This is a genomic window from Nocardia arthritidis, from assembly GCF_011801145.1.
In the GTDB taxonomy this organism is placed as follows: Bacteria; Actinomycetota; Actinomycetes; order Mycobacteriales; family Mycobacteriaceae; genus Nocardia; species Nocardia arthritidis_A.
On sequence record NZ_CP046172.1, the window covers coordinates 9,008,147 to 9,024,101 of the forward strand.

Annotated in this window: 15 protein-coding genes; 12 read left to right on the top strand and 3 right to left on the bottom strand. The window is 66.2% G+C overall.

All coding sequences use genetic code 11. The features are described from left to right. Window positions 1-56: 56 nt before the first annotated feature. Window positions 57-200 carry a hypothetical protein gene (locus F5544_RS40775; protein WP_167478079.1) on the bottom strand — a complete coding sequence of 48 codons (144 nt, stop codon included), beginning with the start codon at window positions 198-200 and terminating at the stop codon, window positions 57-59. A gap of 550 nt (window positions 201-750) precedes the next feature. Between F5544_RS40775 and F5544_RS40780 the strand changes: the two genes are divergently transcribed. Beyond that, window positions 751-1,467, top strand: a complete 717-nt coding sequence (locus F5544_RS40780) for a helix-turn-helix transcriptional regulator (RefSeq protein ID WP_167478080.1) — start codon at window positions 751-753, stop codon at window positions 1,465-1,467. A gap of 50 nt (window positions 1,468-1,517) precedes the next feature. Beyond that, window positions 1,518-1,937, top strand: a complete 420-nt coding sequence (locus F5544_RS40785; protein WP_167478081.1) for an ester cyclase — start codon at window positions 1,518-1,520, stop codon at window positions 1,935-1,937. Window positions 1,938-2,000: 63 nt separating this feature from the next. On the opposite strand, the gene F5544_RS40790 is transcribed toward F5544_RS40785, so the two are convergent. Next, entirely contained in the window at window positions 2,001-2,954 is a 954-nt protein-coding gene (locus tag F5544_RS40790) for a LysR family transcriptional regulator (RefSeq protein WP_167478082.1), read from the bottom strand. 102 nt (window positions 2,955-3,056) lie between these two features. Here F5544_RS40790 and F5544_RS40795 point away from each other — a divergent pair, with 102 nt between their 5' ends. Both F5544_RS40795 and F5544_RS40800 read left to right on the top strand, forming a co-directional pair. After that, on the top strand, window positions 3,057-4,418 hold the full coding sequence (locus F5544_RS40795; RefSeq protein ID WP_167478083.1) for an MFS transporter: 1,362 nt from the start codon (window positions 3,057-3,059) through the stop codon (window positions 4,416-4,418). A 26-nt stretch (window positions 4,419-4,444) separates the two neighbouring features. Beyond that, entirely contained in the window at window positions 4,445-5,200 is a 756-nt protein-coding gene (locus tag F5544_RS40800; protein WP_238846923.1) for a 3-hydroxybutyrate dehydrogenase, read from the top strand. A gap of 2 nt (window positions 5,201-5,202) precedes the next feature. On the opposite strand, the gene F5544_RS40805 is transcribed toward F5544_RS40800, so the two are convergent. Further along, complete coding sequence (locus F5544_RS40805) at window positions 5,203-5,754, bottom strand: SACE_7040 family transcriptional regulator (protein WP_167479840.1); 552 nt, start codon at window positions 5,752-5,754, stop codon at window positions 5,203-5,205. 189 nt (window positions 5,755-5,943) lie between these two features. Between F5544_RS40805 and F5544_RS40810 the strand changes: the two genes are divergently transcribed. From F5544_RS40810 to F5544_RS40845, 8 genes are all read left to right on the top strand, one after another. Next, on the top strand, window positions 5,944-7,527 hold the full coding sequence (locus tag F5544_RS40810) for a carboxyl transferase domain-containing protein (RefSeq protein WP_167478085.1): 1,584 nt from the start codon (window positions 5,944-5,946) through the stop codon (window positions 7,525-7,527). A 5-nt stretch (window positions 7,528-7,532) separates the two neighbouring features. Beyond that, window positions 7,533-9,581 carry a biotin carboxylase N-terminal domain-containing protein gene (locus F5544_RS40815; RefSeq protein WP_167478086.1) on the top strand — a complete coding sequence of 683 codons (2,049 nt, stop codon included), beginning with the start codon at window positions 7,533-7,535 and terminating at the stop codon, window positions 9,579-9,581. Next, window positions 9,578-10,738, top strand: coding sequence for an acyl-CoA dehydrogenase family protein (locus tag F5544_RS40820; protein ID WP_167478087.1), 1,161 nt, complete (start codon window positions 9,578-9,580; stop codon window positions 10,736-10,738). The genes F5544_RS40815 and F5544_RS40820 overlap by 4 nt, the downstream gene beginning before the upstream one ends. Further along, window positions 10,735-11,205, top strand: coding sequence for a MaoC family dehydratase (locus F5544_RS40825; protein ID WP_167478088.1), 471 nt, complete (start codon window positions 10,735-10,737; stop codon window positions 11,203-11,205). Before F5544_RS40820 ends, F5544_RS40825 begins: the two co-directional genes overlap by 4 nt. Continuing rightward, window positions 11,205-12,002 carry an HpcH/HpaI aldolase/citrate lyase family protein gene (locus F5544_RS40830; protein WP_167479841.1) on the top strand — a complete coding sequence of 266 codons (798 nt, stop codon included), beginning with the start codon at window positions 11,205-11,207 and terminating at the stop codon, window positions 12,000-12,002. The genes F5544_RS40825 and F5544_RS40830 overlap by 1 nt, the downstream gene beginning before the upstream one ends. A 25-nt stretch (window positions 12,003-12,027) precedes the next feature. Beyond that, complete coding sequence (locus F5544_RS40835; protein ID WP_238846924.1) at window positions 12,028-13,965, top strand: acetoacetate--CoA ligase; 1,938 nt, start codon at window positions 12,028-12,030, stop codon at window positions 13,963-13,965. Window positions 13,966-14,208: 243 nt separating this feature from the next. Then, the gene (locus F5544_RS40840) at window positions 14,209-14,457 is read left to right on the top strand and encodes a hypothetical protein (protein WP_167478090.1); all 249 of its coding nucleotides are present in this window, start codon (window positions 14,209-14,211) and stop codon (window positions 14,455-14,457) included. Continuing rightward, window positions 14,454-15,941, top strand: a complete 1,488-nt coding sequence (locus F5544_RS40845) for an aKG-HExxH-type peptide beta-hydroxylase (RefSeq protein WP_167478091.1) — start codon at window positions 14,454-14,456, stop codon at window positions 15,939-15,941. Before F5544_RS40840 ends, F5544_RS40845 begins: the two co-directional genes overlap by 4 nt. Window positions 15,942-15,955: the final 14 nt, after the last annotated feature.

Consider the following 15,955-nt stretch of genomic DNA (forward strand, 5'->3'; position numbering starts at 1 on the left):
CGCAAGGTGCTCACGGCAACACATGCCGTGAGCACCTTCCTAGTCACTCTTGCCGGTCAATAGATACCCAACTGCTTGCCCATCCAGGTAAGCGCCGCTTCGCGATCGTCACCCGGAATCGCCCGTGTCGCGTATATCGGTTTGCTGATCCAGCGCCGCGAACGGAAACCGCGCACGGGCCGCACTGTCCACCAACCCATCTCACGATCCAGTTGGTAGCCGCCACCAGTATCGTCCGGATGCAACTTCCTCCGACGAGGCCTCGGGCGAGTCAGCGCTCGCCACAAGCCGATCACTCGACCACGTATCGTCTCGCGACCGTGGTAGTCCGCGTAACGTCGTCCGCTCGGCCAGCCCATATCATCCTCATTTGCATTCGTCGGCATTGACATCACGCCGTTTCGTTATCTGCGAAAACAGAAACCCGTTGTCGCACAATGTCGTCTTCGTCGCGATTAACAGGACCCGTCCATGCCTGCGGGCGCAACTGCGGCACCAACTACCACCAACGTGACTACACCACCGGCTGCAAAAGGTAAGTTTCGACCTTTCACTATTTTCCCCTTTTCGAAGTGTGAAGGCACACTACTGAATTGGATGTACAAGGGGAGGATGCACTCCGGGTCGGCCATCGTTGGCACCTTTGGCCCAGAGATCATGTCCAGCGGCGCGAACAGCCAAACCGCATCCACCGAATGGTTCCGTCCTGGACCGGTTCACCGTGTCGGTGAAGTGCGCGACAATCGAGGGGTGACGAAAACCGAGCGGCTGTATGCGCTTGCCGAGGAGTTGCGGGCTTATAGTCCGCGGCCGCGCACGGCCAAGCAGTTGGCGGCGCGGTTGGGGGTGACGACGCGGACGATCGTGCGGGATATCGCGGCGTTGGAGCAGGCCGGGTTGCCGATCGTGGCGCTGCCGGGGCCCGCGGGCGGATATGCGATCGAGCGGGGACGGACGTTGGGGCCGGTGGCGTTGACGCCGGCGGAGGCGGCGGCATTGCTGGTCGCGTTGCCAATGCTGAACGGGAGCCCGTTCGCGGGCGCGGCGCGCTCGGCGGTGCACAAGGTGCTCGCGGCGCTGCCGGACGAAAACCGCGCGCAGGCAGCGGAACTCACCGATCGGGTGCGGTTGATACCGCAGGATCTGGCGCCGGTGCCGCCGCAGGTGCTCGAGGCGATCATCGGCAGGCGGCTGCTGCGGCTCGAGTATCTCGATCGCAACGGTGAACGCACGGTTCGGCCGGTCGAGCCGGTGGCACTGCTGTCCGGCGAACACTGGTATCTCTACGCGTGGTGCCGTCTGCGCGACGGCGTGCGCGGCTTCCGCCTGGATCGGATCGCGAGCGCATCGATAACGGATGAACCGGCGCCGCAGCGGAATATCGATCTGTCGGAGATCCCGACCGGCGACGGCAGGTGGATAGATGTGGCGTCGATCACGGACATACCGTTGTCGCGCGCGCACTGAATCCTGAACGCACACCGCTCGTCCGGAGCGGCCGAAGCATCAGGAGCAGCATGACCACCATCTCGCCCGTCACCGCCGACCAACTGGCCGCCTGGTGGACCGACCTGTGGAACGGATCGTTCGACCTCGCAAATCGTCTGTGCGCCAATGATTTCCGCATATTCTTCGCGGCCGCCGCACCGGCGGATGGACCGCACCGAGGCGACAAGGTCACCGGCCCAGCCCAATTCGTGGAATTCCTGCACGAATACCACGCCACCAAACCGGGCGTCCGATTCGTCGTCGACGGCCCCGCCGCGGGCGCTCTCGACGAGACAGGCGCCGGGAGTTTCGCGATCCGCTGGTATGCCGAACTCCCGGACCGGCGCAAGTTGAGCGGCATCGACATGTTCGACGTCGTCGACGGGAAGCTCACGACCGTGTGGTCGGTCACCGGTCAACGCCTCTTCCCCACTGTCGAGGCCGATTGATACCGCTTCCGGCGATGGGCTCAGCACACCGGCGAAACGTGCTGGGCCCCACCGGCAACCAGCTCAATCTTCGGCGGGTGACCCGAGCAGCATCCCCCGCTGCTCACGCACCCGAGCGCGAATCGCGTCGACCACCGCCGCGACCTCGGGCCGCCGCAGCGTCTCCGGCCGCGCCACCATCCAATACGAGAGCCGAATCGAAACCTCGTCACGCAGCACACGAACCAGATCGTCGTGCCGATCGGCCATGAAGCAGGGCAGCAGGCCCAGCCCGGCGGCGGCCCGCGTTGCCTCCACGTGCACGAAAACATTTGTGGACGTTACGGATTCACGCATCGCGGGGGCGAAGGTGCGAGCCATATCCAAATCGTCGACCTGGAGCATCGTATCGATGAAATAGATGAGCGGACGGTCGGCCAGTTCATCGATGCTCTGCGGTATTCCGCACTCCCGCAGGTAGTCTCGCGAGCCGTACAACCCGAGGCAGTAGTCGGCGAGCCGAGTCGCGGTGGCGCGATGGACCTGTGGCTGGCCGACCATCACCTCGAGATCGAGTCCGGAGCGCTGCTGCGAGATCCGCCGGGTGATGGCGACGATCTCGACACCGATTTTCGGATGCGACCGTTGCACCGCGGCGGCCGCGGGCGCGGCGATATAGGCACAGAAACCGTCGGTCGCGGAAAGCCTGACCACCCCTTCCAACTCCCGATCACCCGATGCGGCAAGCGATTTCACCGCCGTCTCCACCGCCTCGGCCGCGGTGAGCGCCTCGCGCCCGAGTTCGGTCAGCTCCCACGCGCCGCCGACCCGGGTGAGTACCCGCCCGCCCAAGACCTGTTCCAGCGCCGTGATGCGCCGCGAGATGGTGGTGTGGTTGATGCCGAGTTCGGTCGCCGCGGAGACGAACCGTCCGGTCCGGCCGACCGCGAGCAGTACGAGCAGATCGTCGGCGTTAGGTATCCGGCGTGGCGCGCTCACATCTGCATTCTTGCAGATACCGGGTGCGAATCTGGGCATTGCGGACGTATAAATCTGCACGAATACTCTTCCCAATCACGGTTATGTGTGGGCCATCACAATGTGCTTGCGGTGTGGCCCAGATCATGGAGGAGCGGTTCGATGAGTGTGCGAGATACCTTTGCGCCCACCAATTTACGTAGGGTGGTGGCCGCGTCCATGGCGGGCACGATCGTCGAATGGTATGAATTCTTCCTCTACGGCACGGCCGCGACGCTGGTGTTCAACAAGGTCTTCTTCAAGACCGGCGGCAGCGATCTCGACGGCATCATGGCCGCCTTCATCACCTACGCGGTGGGTTTCGCGGCCCGCCCGCTCGGCGGCGTCGTCTTCGGCCACTACGGCGACAAATTCGGCCGCAAGAAGCTGCTGCAGCTCAGCCTGGTGCTGGTCGGTGCGTCGACCTTCCTGATGGGCTGTCTGCCGACGTATCACCAAGTCGGTTATCTCGCACCGGCTTTGCTGGTCGTCCTGCGCTTCGTGCAGGGCTTCGCGGTGGGTGGCGAATGGGGCGGCGCGGTGCTGCTGGTCGCCGAACACTCCCCCGACCGCAGCCGCGGCTTCTGGGCCAGCTGGCCGCAGGCGGGTGTGCCGATGGGCAACCTGCTCGCCACCATCGTGCTGCTGACGCTCACCTCGACGCAATCCGATGCCGCATTCCTGTCCTGGGGTTGGCGCGTCGCGTTCTGGCTGTCCGCGGTGGTGGTGCTGATCGGCTACTACATCCGCACCAAGATCACCGACGCACCGATCTTCGTCCAGGCCCAGCGGGAGGCCGAACAGCTGAAGAAGACCTCACTGAGCGTGGTCGAGGTGTTACGGCGTTACCCTCGTGGCGTTTTCACCGCGATGGGGCTGCGCTTCGGCGAGAACGTCGTCTACTACCTGGTCGTCACCTTCTCCATCACCTACCTCAAGACGCAGGTGCACGCCGACACCACGAATATCCTGTGGTGGTTGCTGATCGCGCACGCCGTGCACTTCACGGTGATCCCGCTGGTCGGCCGGCTCAGCGATCGATTCGGCAGGCGCCCGGTGTATTTCGTCGGCGGCGTCACGGCGGGCACCTGGGGCTTCTTCGCCTTCCCGATGATGGACAGCGGCAATTACGCGTTGATCATGGCGGCCATCATCATCGGCCTGGTGTTCCACGCCATGATGTACGCGGGCCAGCCCGCGTTGATGGCCGAGATGTTCCCGACGCGGATGCGGTATTCCGGTGTGTCCCTGGGCTATCAAGTGACCTCGATCGTCGCGGGTTCGCTCGCGCCGATCATCGCGGTCCGGCTGCTGGAGGACTACAGGTCCTCGGTGCCGATCGCCTGGTATCTGGCCGGATCCGCGCTGATCACCGTGATCGCGGTGCTGTTCGCAAGGGAGACAAAGGGTTTCTCGCTTATTTCGATCGACCAGGCCGACGCCGCCGGCCACACCGGCCTACCCGTGCGGGCCGCCGCCAAATGAGTCCGAATCCGACGAAAGGTGCCGAGGTGACCGAAACACGTGAGCTGGCAGGACGTTCCGCACTGATAACCGGCGGAGCCAGCGGCATCGGGGCGGCATGTGCGCGGGCATTCGCCGCGCGCGGCGCCGAGGTCACCATCGCCGATATCGACGACGTCGGCGCCAAACGGCTGGCCCGCGAGCTCGGCGGAAAGGCGTGGGCGGTGGACCTTCTCGATGTCGAGGCGCTGGAAAACCTGCGGCTGGAGGTCGACATCCTGGTGAACAACGCCGGGGTCCAGCGCATCGACCCGATCCAGGACTTTCCGCCGGAACAGTTCCGCAGGCTGCTCGCCTTGATGGTGGAGGTACCGTTCCTCCTCATCAGGGCGGCCCTGCCGCATATGTACGCGCGGGGCTTCGGCCGGATCATCAATATCTCGTCGGTGCACGGCCTTCGGGCCTCGGCGTACAAGGCCGCCTATGTCACCGCCAAGCACGGGCTGGAGGGCCTGTCGAAGGTGACCGCGCTGGAGGGCGGCCCGCACGGCGTCACGAGCAATTGCGTCAATCCCGGATATGTGCGGACGCCGTTGGTGGACAAGCAGATCGCCGATCAGGCCCGTGCGCACGGCATTCCGGAGCAGGAGGTGCTCGACAAGATCCTGCTCACCGAGAGCGCGATCAAGCGGCTGGTAGAGCCGGAAGAGGTCGCGGCACTTTCGGTTTGGCTCGCATCGCCGAGCGCGGGCATGGTCTCCGGCGCGTCGTACACCATGGACGGCGGCTGGAGCGCCCGGTGAGCTCAGCGCAGCGCCGCCAGTGCCATCTCCCGCAGGATCGGACGGGCCTTGGCGGCGGTGGTCGGCGGCGCGCTGTGCGGCGTGGAGTTCAGCAGACCGAAGGCCGCGTGCGCCCTGACCCGCGCCGCCTCCTCCGGTAGACCGGGGTGCAGCTCACGCAGCACGCCGACCCAGACCTCGACGTATTGACGCTGGGTGCGCCGGATTTCGCGGCGGGCGACCACCGGCACGTTCTCCAGGTCGCGATCCTGGATCCGGATCAGTTCCGGCTCGCCGAAGGCGAAGTCCAGGTGGAACTCGATCAACCCGGAGAGCGCGTCGGATGCCGAAGTATTCTCCGCCGCAACGGCTTTGCCGCCATCGAGCAGTCGGCGACTGACCCCGACCAGCAGCTCGACCAGCAGCGCCTCCTTGTTCGGGAAGTGCCGGTACACCGCCGGCCCGCTGATCCCGGCCGCGGCGCCGAGGTCGTCGAGGCGCATACCGAGGAAGCCGCGCTCCGCGATCAACCGGGCCCCCGCATCCAGCAGTTGTCGCCGCCGCTGCGCCTTCATTTGCTCGCGCCGGGTCGGCGCGACCGGATCTATGCTGGTCACAACCGCTCCTCTCGCCCGACCTGGACATCTTGGTTAGTCAAGATTAACCTGGATTCCAGTTATCGGCCACTAACTGAGGGCAGGATCGCAGGCGGGCGCCCGACCTGCACCCACGAGGCGGCGACCACACCCCGAAAGGCAAGCGGGATGACACTTACCGAACAGGTCGACAACCGCACGGCGCACCGATCGCTGGTCGGCGACCTGCGCGCGCGACTGGCCGCGGCGGCGCTCGGCGGACCGGCCAAGTCCAGGGAGCGGCATGTGGCGCGCGGCAAACTGCTGCCGCGCGAGCGGGTGGACGAATTGCTCGATCCGGGCAGCCCGTTCCTTGAGCTGTCACCGCTCGCCGCCACCGGCATGTACGGCGACGAATGTCCGGGCGCGGGCGTCATCACCGGCATCGGGCGGGTATCCGGCCGCGAATGCGTCATCGTCGCCAACGACGCGACGGTCAAGGGCGGCACGTACTACCCGATGACGGTGAAAAAGCATCTGCGCGCACAGGAAATCGCGCTGCAGAACGAGTTGCCCTGCCTGTACCTGGTCGATTCGGGTGGCGCGCACCTGCCGCACCAGGACGAGGTATTCCCCGACCGCGAACATTTCGGCCGCATCTTCTACAACCAGGCGACCATGAGCGCCAAGGGGATTCCGCAAATCGCCGCGGTGCTCGGCTCGTGCACCGCTGGCGGCGCGTACGTGCCCGCGATGAGCGATGAGGCCGTCATCGTGCGCAACCAGGGCACCATCTTCCTCGGCGGTCCACCGCTGGTGAAGGCCGCGACCGGCGAGGTGGTCAGCGCGGAGGAGCTCGGCGGCGGCGAATTGCACTCGCGCACTTCCGGAGTCACCGACCATCTGGCCGAGGACGACCGCGACGCGCTGCGCATCGTGCGCCGCATCGTCGCCACCCTCGGCCCGCGCCCGGCCGCGCCGTGGCAAGTGCTGCCGAGCAGCGAACCGAGCGCGCCACCGGCCGAACTGTACGACGTGGTGCCGGTCGATCTGCGGACCCCGTACGACGTGCATGCGGTGATCGACCGAATTGTCGACGGCAAGCACGGTTTTCACGAGTTCAAGGCCGAATACGGCAAAACGCTGGTAACCGGATTCGCCAGGATCCACGGCCATCCGGTCGGCATCGTGGCCAACAACGGCGTGCTGTTCAGCGAATCCGCCATGAAGGGCGCGCATTTCATCGAACTGTGCGACAAGCGCAAGATCCCGCTGCTGTTCCTGCAGAACATCACCGGGTTCATGGTCGGGCGCGACTACGAGGCGGGCGGTATCGCCAAACACGGCGCGAAGATGGTCACCGCGGTGGCCTGCGCCCGGGTGCCGAAGCTCACCGTAGTGATCGGCGGATCGTATGGCGCGGGCAATTACTCCATGTGCGGGCGCGCGTATTCGCCCCGATTCCTGTGGATGTGGCCGAATGCCAGGATCTCGGTGATGGGCGGCGAGCAGGCCGCCTCGGTGCTCGCGACCGTGCGCGGCGATCAGCTCGACGGCAATGGTCAGCCGTGGTCGGCCGAGGACGAGGAGGCGTTCAAGGCGCCGATCCGCGAACAGTACGAGAACCAGGGCAACCCCTACTATTCGACGGCCCGGCTCTGGGACGACGGCGTCATCGACCCGGCCGATACCAGAACCGTGCTCGGACTTGCCCTTTCGGTGTGCGCACAGGCGCCGCTCGAACCCGTTTCCTACGGCGTATTCCGGATGTGATCGCGATGATGAACAAGACCCATCCCGTCCGGTTCGACACCGTACTGGTCGCCAACCGCGGCGAGATCGCGGTGCGCGTGATGAAAACACTGCGCGCCATGGGAATTCGGTCCGTCGCGGTGTACAGCGACGCCGACGCGCAGGCCAGGCACGTACGCGAGGCGGATATCGCGGTCCGGCTCGGACCCGCGCCCGCGCGCGAAAGTTACCTCGCCATCGATAAAGTCGTCGACGCCGCCGTGCGCACCGGCGCGCAGGCCGTCCATCCCGGCTACGGATTCCTGTCCGAGAACGCCGCGTTCGCGGCGGCGCTGGAGGACGCCGGAATCGTCTTCCTCGGTCCACCGACCAAGGCGATCGAGATCATGGGTGACAAGATCGCCGCCAAGAACACCGTTTCGGCCTTCGGCGTACCGGTGGTACCCGGTATCGCGAGACCCGGCCTCACCGATGCCGAATTGATCGATGCCGCAGCGGAAGTCGGCTATCCGGTGCTGGTGAAACCATCCGCGGGCGGCGGCGGCAAGGGTATGCGCCGGGTCGACCGGCCGGACGAGTTGCCCGCCGCGCTGGCCTCCGCGCGCCGCGAGGCCGCCGCGGCATTCGGTGACGACACCCTCTTCCTGGAGCGGTTCGTCACCCGTCCCCGGCACATCGAGGTTCAGGTGCTCGCCGACCAATTCGGCAACGTGCTGCACCTCGGCGAGCGCGAATGCAGTTTGCAGCGTAGGCATCAGAAGGTGATCGAGGAGTCGCCTTCGCCGCTGCTCGACGCCAAGACACGTGCCCGGATCGGCGCTGCGGCGTGCAACACCGCGCGCAGCGTCGACTATGTCGGTGCGGGCACCGTCGAATTCATCGTCTCGGCGGATCGGCCCGACGAGTTCTTCTTCATGGAGATGAATACCCGCCTGCAGGTGGAACATCCGGTCACCGAGCTGGTAACCGGTGTCGATCTGGTGGAATGCCAGGTCCGGGTGGCCTCCGGGCAGAAACTCGCGGTGGCGCAACACGATATCCGGATGGTCGGCCACGCGATCGAGGCGCGGGTCTACGCCGAGGATCCCGGCCGCGGCTTCCTGCCGACCGGCGGCACGGTGCTCGCGCTCGACGAGCCGGAAGGCGATGGTGTGCGGGTGGATTCGGGCCTCGCCGTCGGCACGGTGGTCGGCAGCGATTACGACCCGATGCTGTCGAAGATCGTCGCGCACGGCGCCGACCGCACCGCCGCACTGGCGAAACTCGATCGGGCGCTTGCCGATACGGTTCTGCTCGGGGTCACCGCCAATATCGAGTTCCTGCGCTTCCTGCTCGCCGACGCCGATGTCGCGGCGGGCCGGCTCGATACCGGCCTGCTCGACCGCAGAGTCGGCGACTTCACCCCCGTCGCGGTCGCCGATCCCGAATTCATCGCCGCCGCCGCATACCACTGGCTGCGGCGCTGGCCGAGTGCGCCCGCCGATCCGTGGGCGGTGCCGTCCGGCTGGCGGGTCGGTGATCCCGCGCCCACCGCGCTGCGGCTGGCCGCGGGCGATCGCACCGAGCACGTCTACCTCACCGGCGCCCCCGATGCCGCGCGGGTCCGGGTCGGTAACGGCGAATCACGGCCGCTCACAGCGGCTCTCACCCCCGATGGCCTCACGCTGACGCTCGACGGTGTGCGCCGCGCCTACCGGGTCGCCGAGGCGGGCGACCTGCTCTGGGTGGCAAGCCGGTCCGGCGCGGCGCTGCTGCGCGAGGTCGCCGAGGCCGATGTGCGCGGCGGCGCCGAACACGTCGGCGATGCCGAAATCCGCAGTCCCATGCCGGGTTCGGTGATCGCGGTGCCGGTCGCCTCCGGCGCCGCGGTGGCCGCGGGCGCGCCGATCGTCGTGGTCGAGGCGATGAAGATGGAGCATTCGCTCACCGCACCCGTCGCGGGCACCGTCGAACTGCTGGTGGAACCGGGCGCCCAGGTGCGCCTCGACCAGGTGCTGGCCCGCATCGTCGCCGCGACCGAGCCGAACGGCGCGCAGACCTCCGAAACCATTGAGCGAGAAGGAACTTCCACATGACTGACTTCCTGTCCACCGGCAGCCTGCCGGACGAGTACCGCGATCTGGCCATGACCGTGCGCGATTTCGCCAAGCAGGTCGTCGCACCCGTCGCCGCCGAACACGACGCCAACCACACCTTCCCCTACGAGGTGGTGGCCGGGATGGCCGAGATGGGCCTGTTCGGCCTGCCGTTCCCCGAGGAGTACGGCGGCATGGGCGGCGACTACTTCGCGCTGTGCCTGGCGCTGGAGGAACTCGGCAAGGTCGACCAGAGCGTCGCCATCACCCTCGAGGCGGGAGTCTCGTTGGGCGCCATGCCGATCTACCGCTTCGGCAACGAGAAGCAGAAGCTCGAATGGCTGCCGCGGCTCACCAGTGGCCGGTCGCTGGCCGCCTTCGGCCTCACCGAACCCGGCGCGGGCAGCGATGCGGGCGGCACCAGGACCACCGCGGTCGCCGACGGTGACGAGTGGATCATCAACGGCAGCAAGCAGTTCATCACCAACTCCGGTACGAACATCACCGAATTGGTCACCGTCACCGCGGTCACCGGGCAGTCCGGCGGCAAGAAGGAGATTTCGACAATCCTGGTGCCAACGGACACACCGGGTTTCGTCGCCGGACCGGCATACGACAAGGTCGGCTGGAACGCCTCGGACACCCATCCGCTGAGCTTCACCGACGTCAGGGTGCCCGCGGAGAACCTGCTCGGCGAACGCGGCCGCGGCTACGCCAACTTCCTGCGCATCCTCGACGAGGGCCGCATCGCCATCGCCGCGCTCGCGGTCGGCGCGGCGCAGGGCTGCGTCGACGAAAGCGTGCGCTACGCAAGGGAACGCGAGGCCTTCGGTCAGGCCATCGGCCGCAATCAGGCCATCGCCTTCAAGATCGGCAGGATGGAGGCGCGCACGCATGCGGCCCGCACCGCCTACTACGACGCGGCCGCACTCATGTTGTCGGGCAAGCCGTTCAAGAAGCAGGCGTCCATCGCCAAGCTGATCGCCAGCGAGGCGGCGATGGACAATGCCCGCGATGCGACCCAGATCTTCGGCGGCTACGGCTTCATGAACGAGTACGCGGTGGCCAGGCACTACCGCGACAGCAAGATCCTGGAAATCGGCGAGGGCACGACGGAGGTGCAGCTGATGCTGATCGGACGGGAGTTGGGCTTGTGAAAAAGGTTGTGCAGCGCGGGCTCTGGTACGAGGAGTTCGAAACCGACGTCGTATACGAGCACCGGCCCGGCCGCACCATCACCGAGGCCGACAACGTCCTTTTCACCACGCTCACCATGAATACTCAAGCGCTGCACCTGGATGCGGCGTTCGCCGACGGTCAGCCGCCGTTCAACCAGCGGCTGGTGAACTCGATGTTCACGTTGTCCACGCTGGTCGGTCTCTCGGTCGCACAGCTCACCCAGGGCACGCTGGTGGCCAACCTCGGCTTCGCGGATATCGCCTTTCCCAAACCGCTCTTCCATGGCGACACCATGTACGCCGAGACGGTGGTCACCGAGAAACGGGAGTCGAAAAGCCGTCCGGGCGAGGGCATCGTGACCCTCGCGCACACCGCGCGCAACCAGCACGGCGATATCGTCGCGACGGCCACCCGCAGCACCCTCGTCCGCAGGATGCCGGCGTGATGGGCCCGGCCTGGCTGTTCTGTCCGGCGGACCGGCCGGATCGCTACGAGAAGGCCGCGGCCGCCGCCGATGTGGTGATCATCGATCTGGAAGACGGTGTCGCACCGGCCGACAAGGCCGCCGCGCGCACCGCGCTGCGCGAGGTTCGGCTCGACCCGGCGCGTACCGTTGTGCGCATCAACGCGGCGGGCACAACGGATCAGCTACTGGACCTCGCGGCGCTGGACGGCACCGGTTACCGGCGGCTCATGCTGCCGAAATGCGAAGCGCCCGAGCAGGTCGGCGAGTTGCGCGACTACGAGGTGATCCCGCTGATCGAATCGCCGCTCGGTGCGCTCACCGTCGGGCAGATCATGCGGGCCGCCAACGCGGTCGGCGTCATGTGGGGCGCCGAGGATCTGGTCGCCGCGCTCGGCGGCCATGCCAGCAGGCACGCCGACGGCGGCTACCGCGATGTCGCCCGCCATGTCCGGTCCACCGCGCTGCTCGCGGCGAAGGCATACGGCAAATTCGCCTTGGACTCGGTCTATCTGGACATCCACGATCTCGACGGCCTGCGGGCGGAGTCGCTGGACGCGGTCGCGGTGGGTTTCGATGTCAAGGTGGCGATCCATCCGAGCCAGCTGCCGGTGATCCGATCCGCCTTCGCCCCGTCCGACGACGAAATAGCCTGGGCACAGCGGGTGCTCGACGAGGTGCCCAACCATCGGGGCGTATTCGCCTTCGAGGGCCGCATGATCGATGCCCCGGTCCTGCGGCACGCCGAACAGACCCTGCGGCGCGCACAGCGTCGCTGACCGATCCGAGCCAGGAGGTATTGCGGTGCAACCACAGTGGGTGCCCACCGAACGTGACATCGCCGACGCCAACGTCACCGACTTCGCGAAGTTCGTCGCGGCACGCACGGGCGTGAACGCACCGGATTATCACGCGCTGTGGCAGTGGTCGATCGACGACCTGTCCGGCTTCTGGCATGCGGTATGGGATTACTTCGAACTCGGACCGATCGCGGGCGAGGTGCTGGCGAGCACCGAAATGCCCGGTGCGCAATGGTTTCCCGGCACGAAGCTGAACTACGTCGATCAGGTGATCCGGCAGGCCCGCACCGACCGGCCCGCCATCGTGCAGGCCCGCGAGGACGGTTCGGTGCGCGAACTGTCGTGGGCCGAAATGATCGACAGTACAACGGCCTTCGCACGCACCCTGCGCTCGCTCGGGGTGCGGCCCGGCGACCGGGTCGCCGGATATCTGCCCAATATCCCGGAGGCGGTCATCGCCTTCCTGGCCACCGCGAGCATCGGCGCGGTGTGGAGTGCCTGCGGCCAGGACTATTCACCGAAGGCCGCGCTGGACCGGCTCGGCCAGTTGGAACCGACCGTGCTCGTCACCGCCGACGGCTACCGGTACAACGGTAAGGAACACGACAAGCGCGCCGATATCGCCGCGCTGCGGGCCGGTTTGGGCTCGCTGCGGGCCACCGTCACGATTTCCCAATTGGGACTGGATGTTCCGGACACGCTCGCCTGGGCCGAGGCGGTCGAGAACACGGACCTTGCCGTGATCAGCACGGAATCGGTCGATTTCGACCACCCGCTGTGGATCGTCTTCTCCTCCGGCACCACCGGACTGCCGAAGGGTATCGTGCACGGGCACGGCGGAGTCGTCCTGGAGCATTTGAAAGCCGTTGCGCTGCAGGCCGATATCGGACGCGGCGACACCTTCTTCTGGTACACCAGCCCCAGCTGGATGATGTGGAACTTCCAGCTGGCCGGGCTGCTCGTCGGCGCGACGATCGTCACCTACGACGGCAGCCCCACCTATCCTGCCGCGGATGCGCTGTGGCGCATCGCCACTCAGACCGGGACGACGGTGTTCGGCACCAGCCCGGGTTATGTGCTGGCCTGCATCAAGGCCGGCGCGGTGCCGCGCACCCAGCACGACCTGTCGGCGCTGCGCACCGTCGGGATCACCGGTGCGTCGCTGCCGGTCTCCTCGGCCCTCTGGTTGGGCGACAATATCGGTGAGCACGTCCAGGTCTCCTCGATCAGCGGTGGCACCGACGTGGTTTCGGCCTTCCTCGGCGGTGTGCCGACCGTTCCGGCATGGCCCGGCGAACTGTCGGTCCCGTTCCTCGGCGCCGCCATCGATGCCTTCGACGAGGACGGCAAACCGGTGCGCGGCGAGGTCGGCGAGCTCGTGATCACCAAGCCGATGCCGTCGATGCCGGTGCGCTTCTGGGGCGATCCCGACGGAAAGCGTTACCGCGAAGCATATTTCGACGTGTTTCCGGGTGTGTGGCGGCATGGCGACTGGATCACCATCACCGATCGCGGCAGCATCGTCGTGCACGGCCGGTCGGATTCGACGCTGAACCGGCACGGCATCCGGATGGGCAGCGCCGATATCTACCAGGCCGTCGAGCAGTTGCCGGAGATCACCGAGGCGCTGGTGATCGGCGCGGAACAACCCGACGGCGGCTATTGGATGCCGCTGTTCGTCGTCCTCGCACCCGGCGCCGAACTCACCGACGAGCTGAAGGACAGGATCAACACCACCATTCGCACGGAGGTGTCGCCGCGGCACGTGCCCGACGAAATCCTTGTCGCACCGGGTATTCCGCACACCCGCACCGGTAAGAAGCTGGAGGTGCCGATCAAGAAGCTGTTCCAGGGCGCGGAGCCGGGCCGAGTCGTGGAACGCAGCGCGGTAGACGATCCGGCGCTGCTCGACTGGTACGCCGCGGTGCGCCCGGCGCGGTAGTACCACCGATGATTCCCGCATATCGAGCATTCGATATGCGGGAATAAATATCTCGGGCGGTCCGACCTACCGACCAGAAAGTCGAATACGCCGGAATGATCCCGAATCCGAATATCGGTCGACCGAATTCACCGATCCGATCCGAAAAACGGGGCAGCGAGTACCTTTCCGAATGCATCGCTTTCCGGTACAGACGCACAGTACCCTCGATGCATCGGATTCTCATGGCCACAGGGGGTCATCATGTCGGAACCGACCGGCGTCGAAGAAATTTTACGCAAACTCCGGACACAAGCCAGTTTGACCGCCGATGAAGTCGATCGCCTGCAATCCCATATTGATCAATTGCAGAATCGGGCCACCGAGGAAGGCACCCAGCATCACAGCGATTCCACCCCGGGCTCACACCACTCGCACCACGAATCCTCGGCCACCGATCTGATCGGTTTCCTGGAGCGGGTGACGAGCAAACTCCAGCAGCCGCCGCAATGACGATCACCGATGCCCTCGCACCGGATGCGGCGCTGCCCGTATCCGAATTCGACGAGCTGCTGGTATCGCATCCGTTCGGCGATTCCGGATATCTCACCGGACAATTGGAGGCCGCGTTCCGGCGCAGGCTGCTCAGCCTCGCCTACCGATTGCCGCTGGCCAACGACGTACTCGACGCACTGGACGCCGCCACCCCGTACGCGCGCTACCGCATGTTCGGCGACACCGTATTCCGCTGTGCCGTACAGCATTTGCAGGTCCAACTGCTGGACGGCGGCCGATACGGCCTCGACGGCGGGCTGGCGAGGCAGATACTGCGCGCCGCGGCGGACCGGCTGGCCACCGGCGGTATCGGCCTACTCGGCGCACAACTCGACGACCGCATCGGCCCCGAGCCGTACCACGGCTGGATATGGCATGAGGACGGCCGGAATACGCCGGTCACCCGGGCATTTCACGATATCGTTCGCGATCACTACGGGCTGGCGCTGTGCACGCCGACCGAGAACGAAATAGCGCTGCTGATACAGGCCACCAGGCTATTGGAAACGGTGCTGCCCCGGGTGGCTCGCAGCGCACTCACCCACACCCATCTCGTCGCGATCTTCCGGCCCGAGGGCCGCTGGGAATCGACCCGGTCCAGCTCCGAATTCAAGGTCAGCGGAACGATTTTCCTCAACCGGCGTACCTTGACGAATGTCTGGACGGTTGCCGAACATCTGTTGCACGAATCGCTACACCAGCAGCTGTACGACATACGGCAGACTCATTCGCTGCTGGTTCCGAATGCCGCCAGATCCGATGCCCCGCTGATCCATTCGCTGTGGAACACACCGGACCGCGGCGGCGGAAACAAATGGGACACCCATCGCGCACTCGCCGCGTTCCACGTATATATCCATCTGACCCTGTTCGCCCGCGCCGCCGCGTCATCCGGCGAATTCGCCGCACGGTTCGGTCCGGTGCGGATGCTCGGACCGCAGACCGCTATCGCCAGAGCGCAATATCTCGGCGAACAATTGCGGCAGCGCGGCTGGCCCGAACTCGGGCGGGCGGGGCACACGCTGGTGGAGTGGTTGGATTCGATCCGCCCCGCGCTGATGCCGCCGCTGGTCACCGGATCCTTCGTCCATCTGCTGCTCGACCGATACTGGCGCGAGGCGGCGACCGTCGCCGCGGCGGCGGCGCGCGGCGAGCCGGACGACGACGGCCTGCTCGATGCCCTGATAACCCGCGAAATCGAGTCCGTGCGAACAATTCTCACCACCATCGACGGTGACGTGCGCGGCTTCGACGAGGCATTGGAGACCAATGCCGACACCCCGGCGGAACGGTTCACCACCGCCAGGGCGGTCATCGCGGAAACCCTGATCAGGGCCTGTCCGCGCAGATACGAACTGGCCCTGACGCGAGAACCGGACGAACTGGTCCGATCGATGATCGAACTGTCCAGTGAGCAATTGCGGGTCTACCTCGGACGGTGACGGAAGGCGGACGG

What these genes read in the sequence shown, in the direction of transcription:
- F5544_RS40795 (WP_167478083.1), top strand. Translation starts at nt 3,057, where the DNA reads ATGAGTGTGCGAGATACCTTTGCGCCCACCAATTTACGTAGGGTGGTG.
- F5544_RS40775 (WP_167478079.1), bottom strand. Translation starts at nt 200, where the DNA reads ATGGGTTGGTGGACAGTGCGGCCCGTGCGCGGTTTCCGTTCGCGGCGC.
- F5544_RS40815 (WP_167478086.1), top strand. Translation starts at nt 7,533, where the DNA reads ATGATGAACAAGACCCATCCCGTCCGGTTCGACACCGTACTGGTCGCC.
- F5544_RS40830 (WP_167479841.1), top strand. Translation starts at nt 11,205, where the DNA reads ATGGGCCCGGCCTGGCTGTTCTGTCCGGCGGACCGGCCGGATCGCTAC.
- F5544_RS40805 (WP_167479840.1), bottom strand. Translation starts at nt 5,754, where the DNA reads ATGAAGGCGCAGCGGCGGCGACAACTGCTGGATGCGGGGGCCCGGTTG.
- F5544_RS40810 (WP_167478085.1), top strand. Translation starts at nt 5,944, where the DNA reads ATGACACTTACCGAACAGGTCGACAACCGCACGGCGCACCGATCGCTG.
- F5544_RS40820 (WP_167478087.1), top strand. Translation starts at nt 9,578, where the DNA reads ATGACTGACTTCCTGTCCACCGGCAGCCTGCCGGACGAGTACCGCGAT.
- F5544_RS40785 (WP_167478081.1), top strand. Translation starts at nt 1,518, where the DNA reads ATGACCACCATCTCGCCCGTCACCGCCGACCAACTGGCCGCCTGGTGG.
- F5544_RS40840 (WP_167478090.1), top strand. Translation starts at nt 14,209, where the DNA reads ATGTCGGAACCGACCGGCGTCGAAGAAATTTTACGCAAACTCCGGACA.
- F5544_RS40790 (WP_167478082.1), bottom strand. Translation starts at nt 2,954, where the DNA reads ATGCCCAGATTCGCACCCGGTATCTGCAAGAATGCAGATGTGAGCGCG.
- F5544_RS40845 (WP_167478091.1), top strand. Translation starts at nt 14,454, where the DNA reads ATGACGATCACCGATGCCCTCGCACCGGATGCGGCGCTGCCCGTATCC.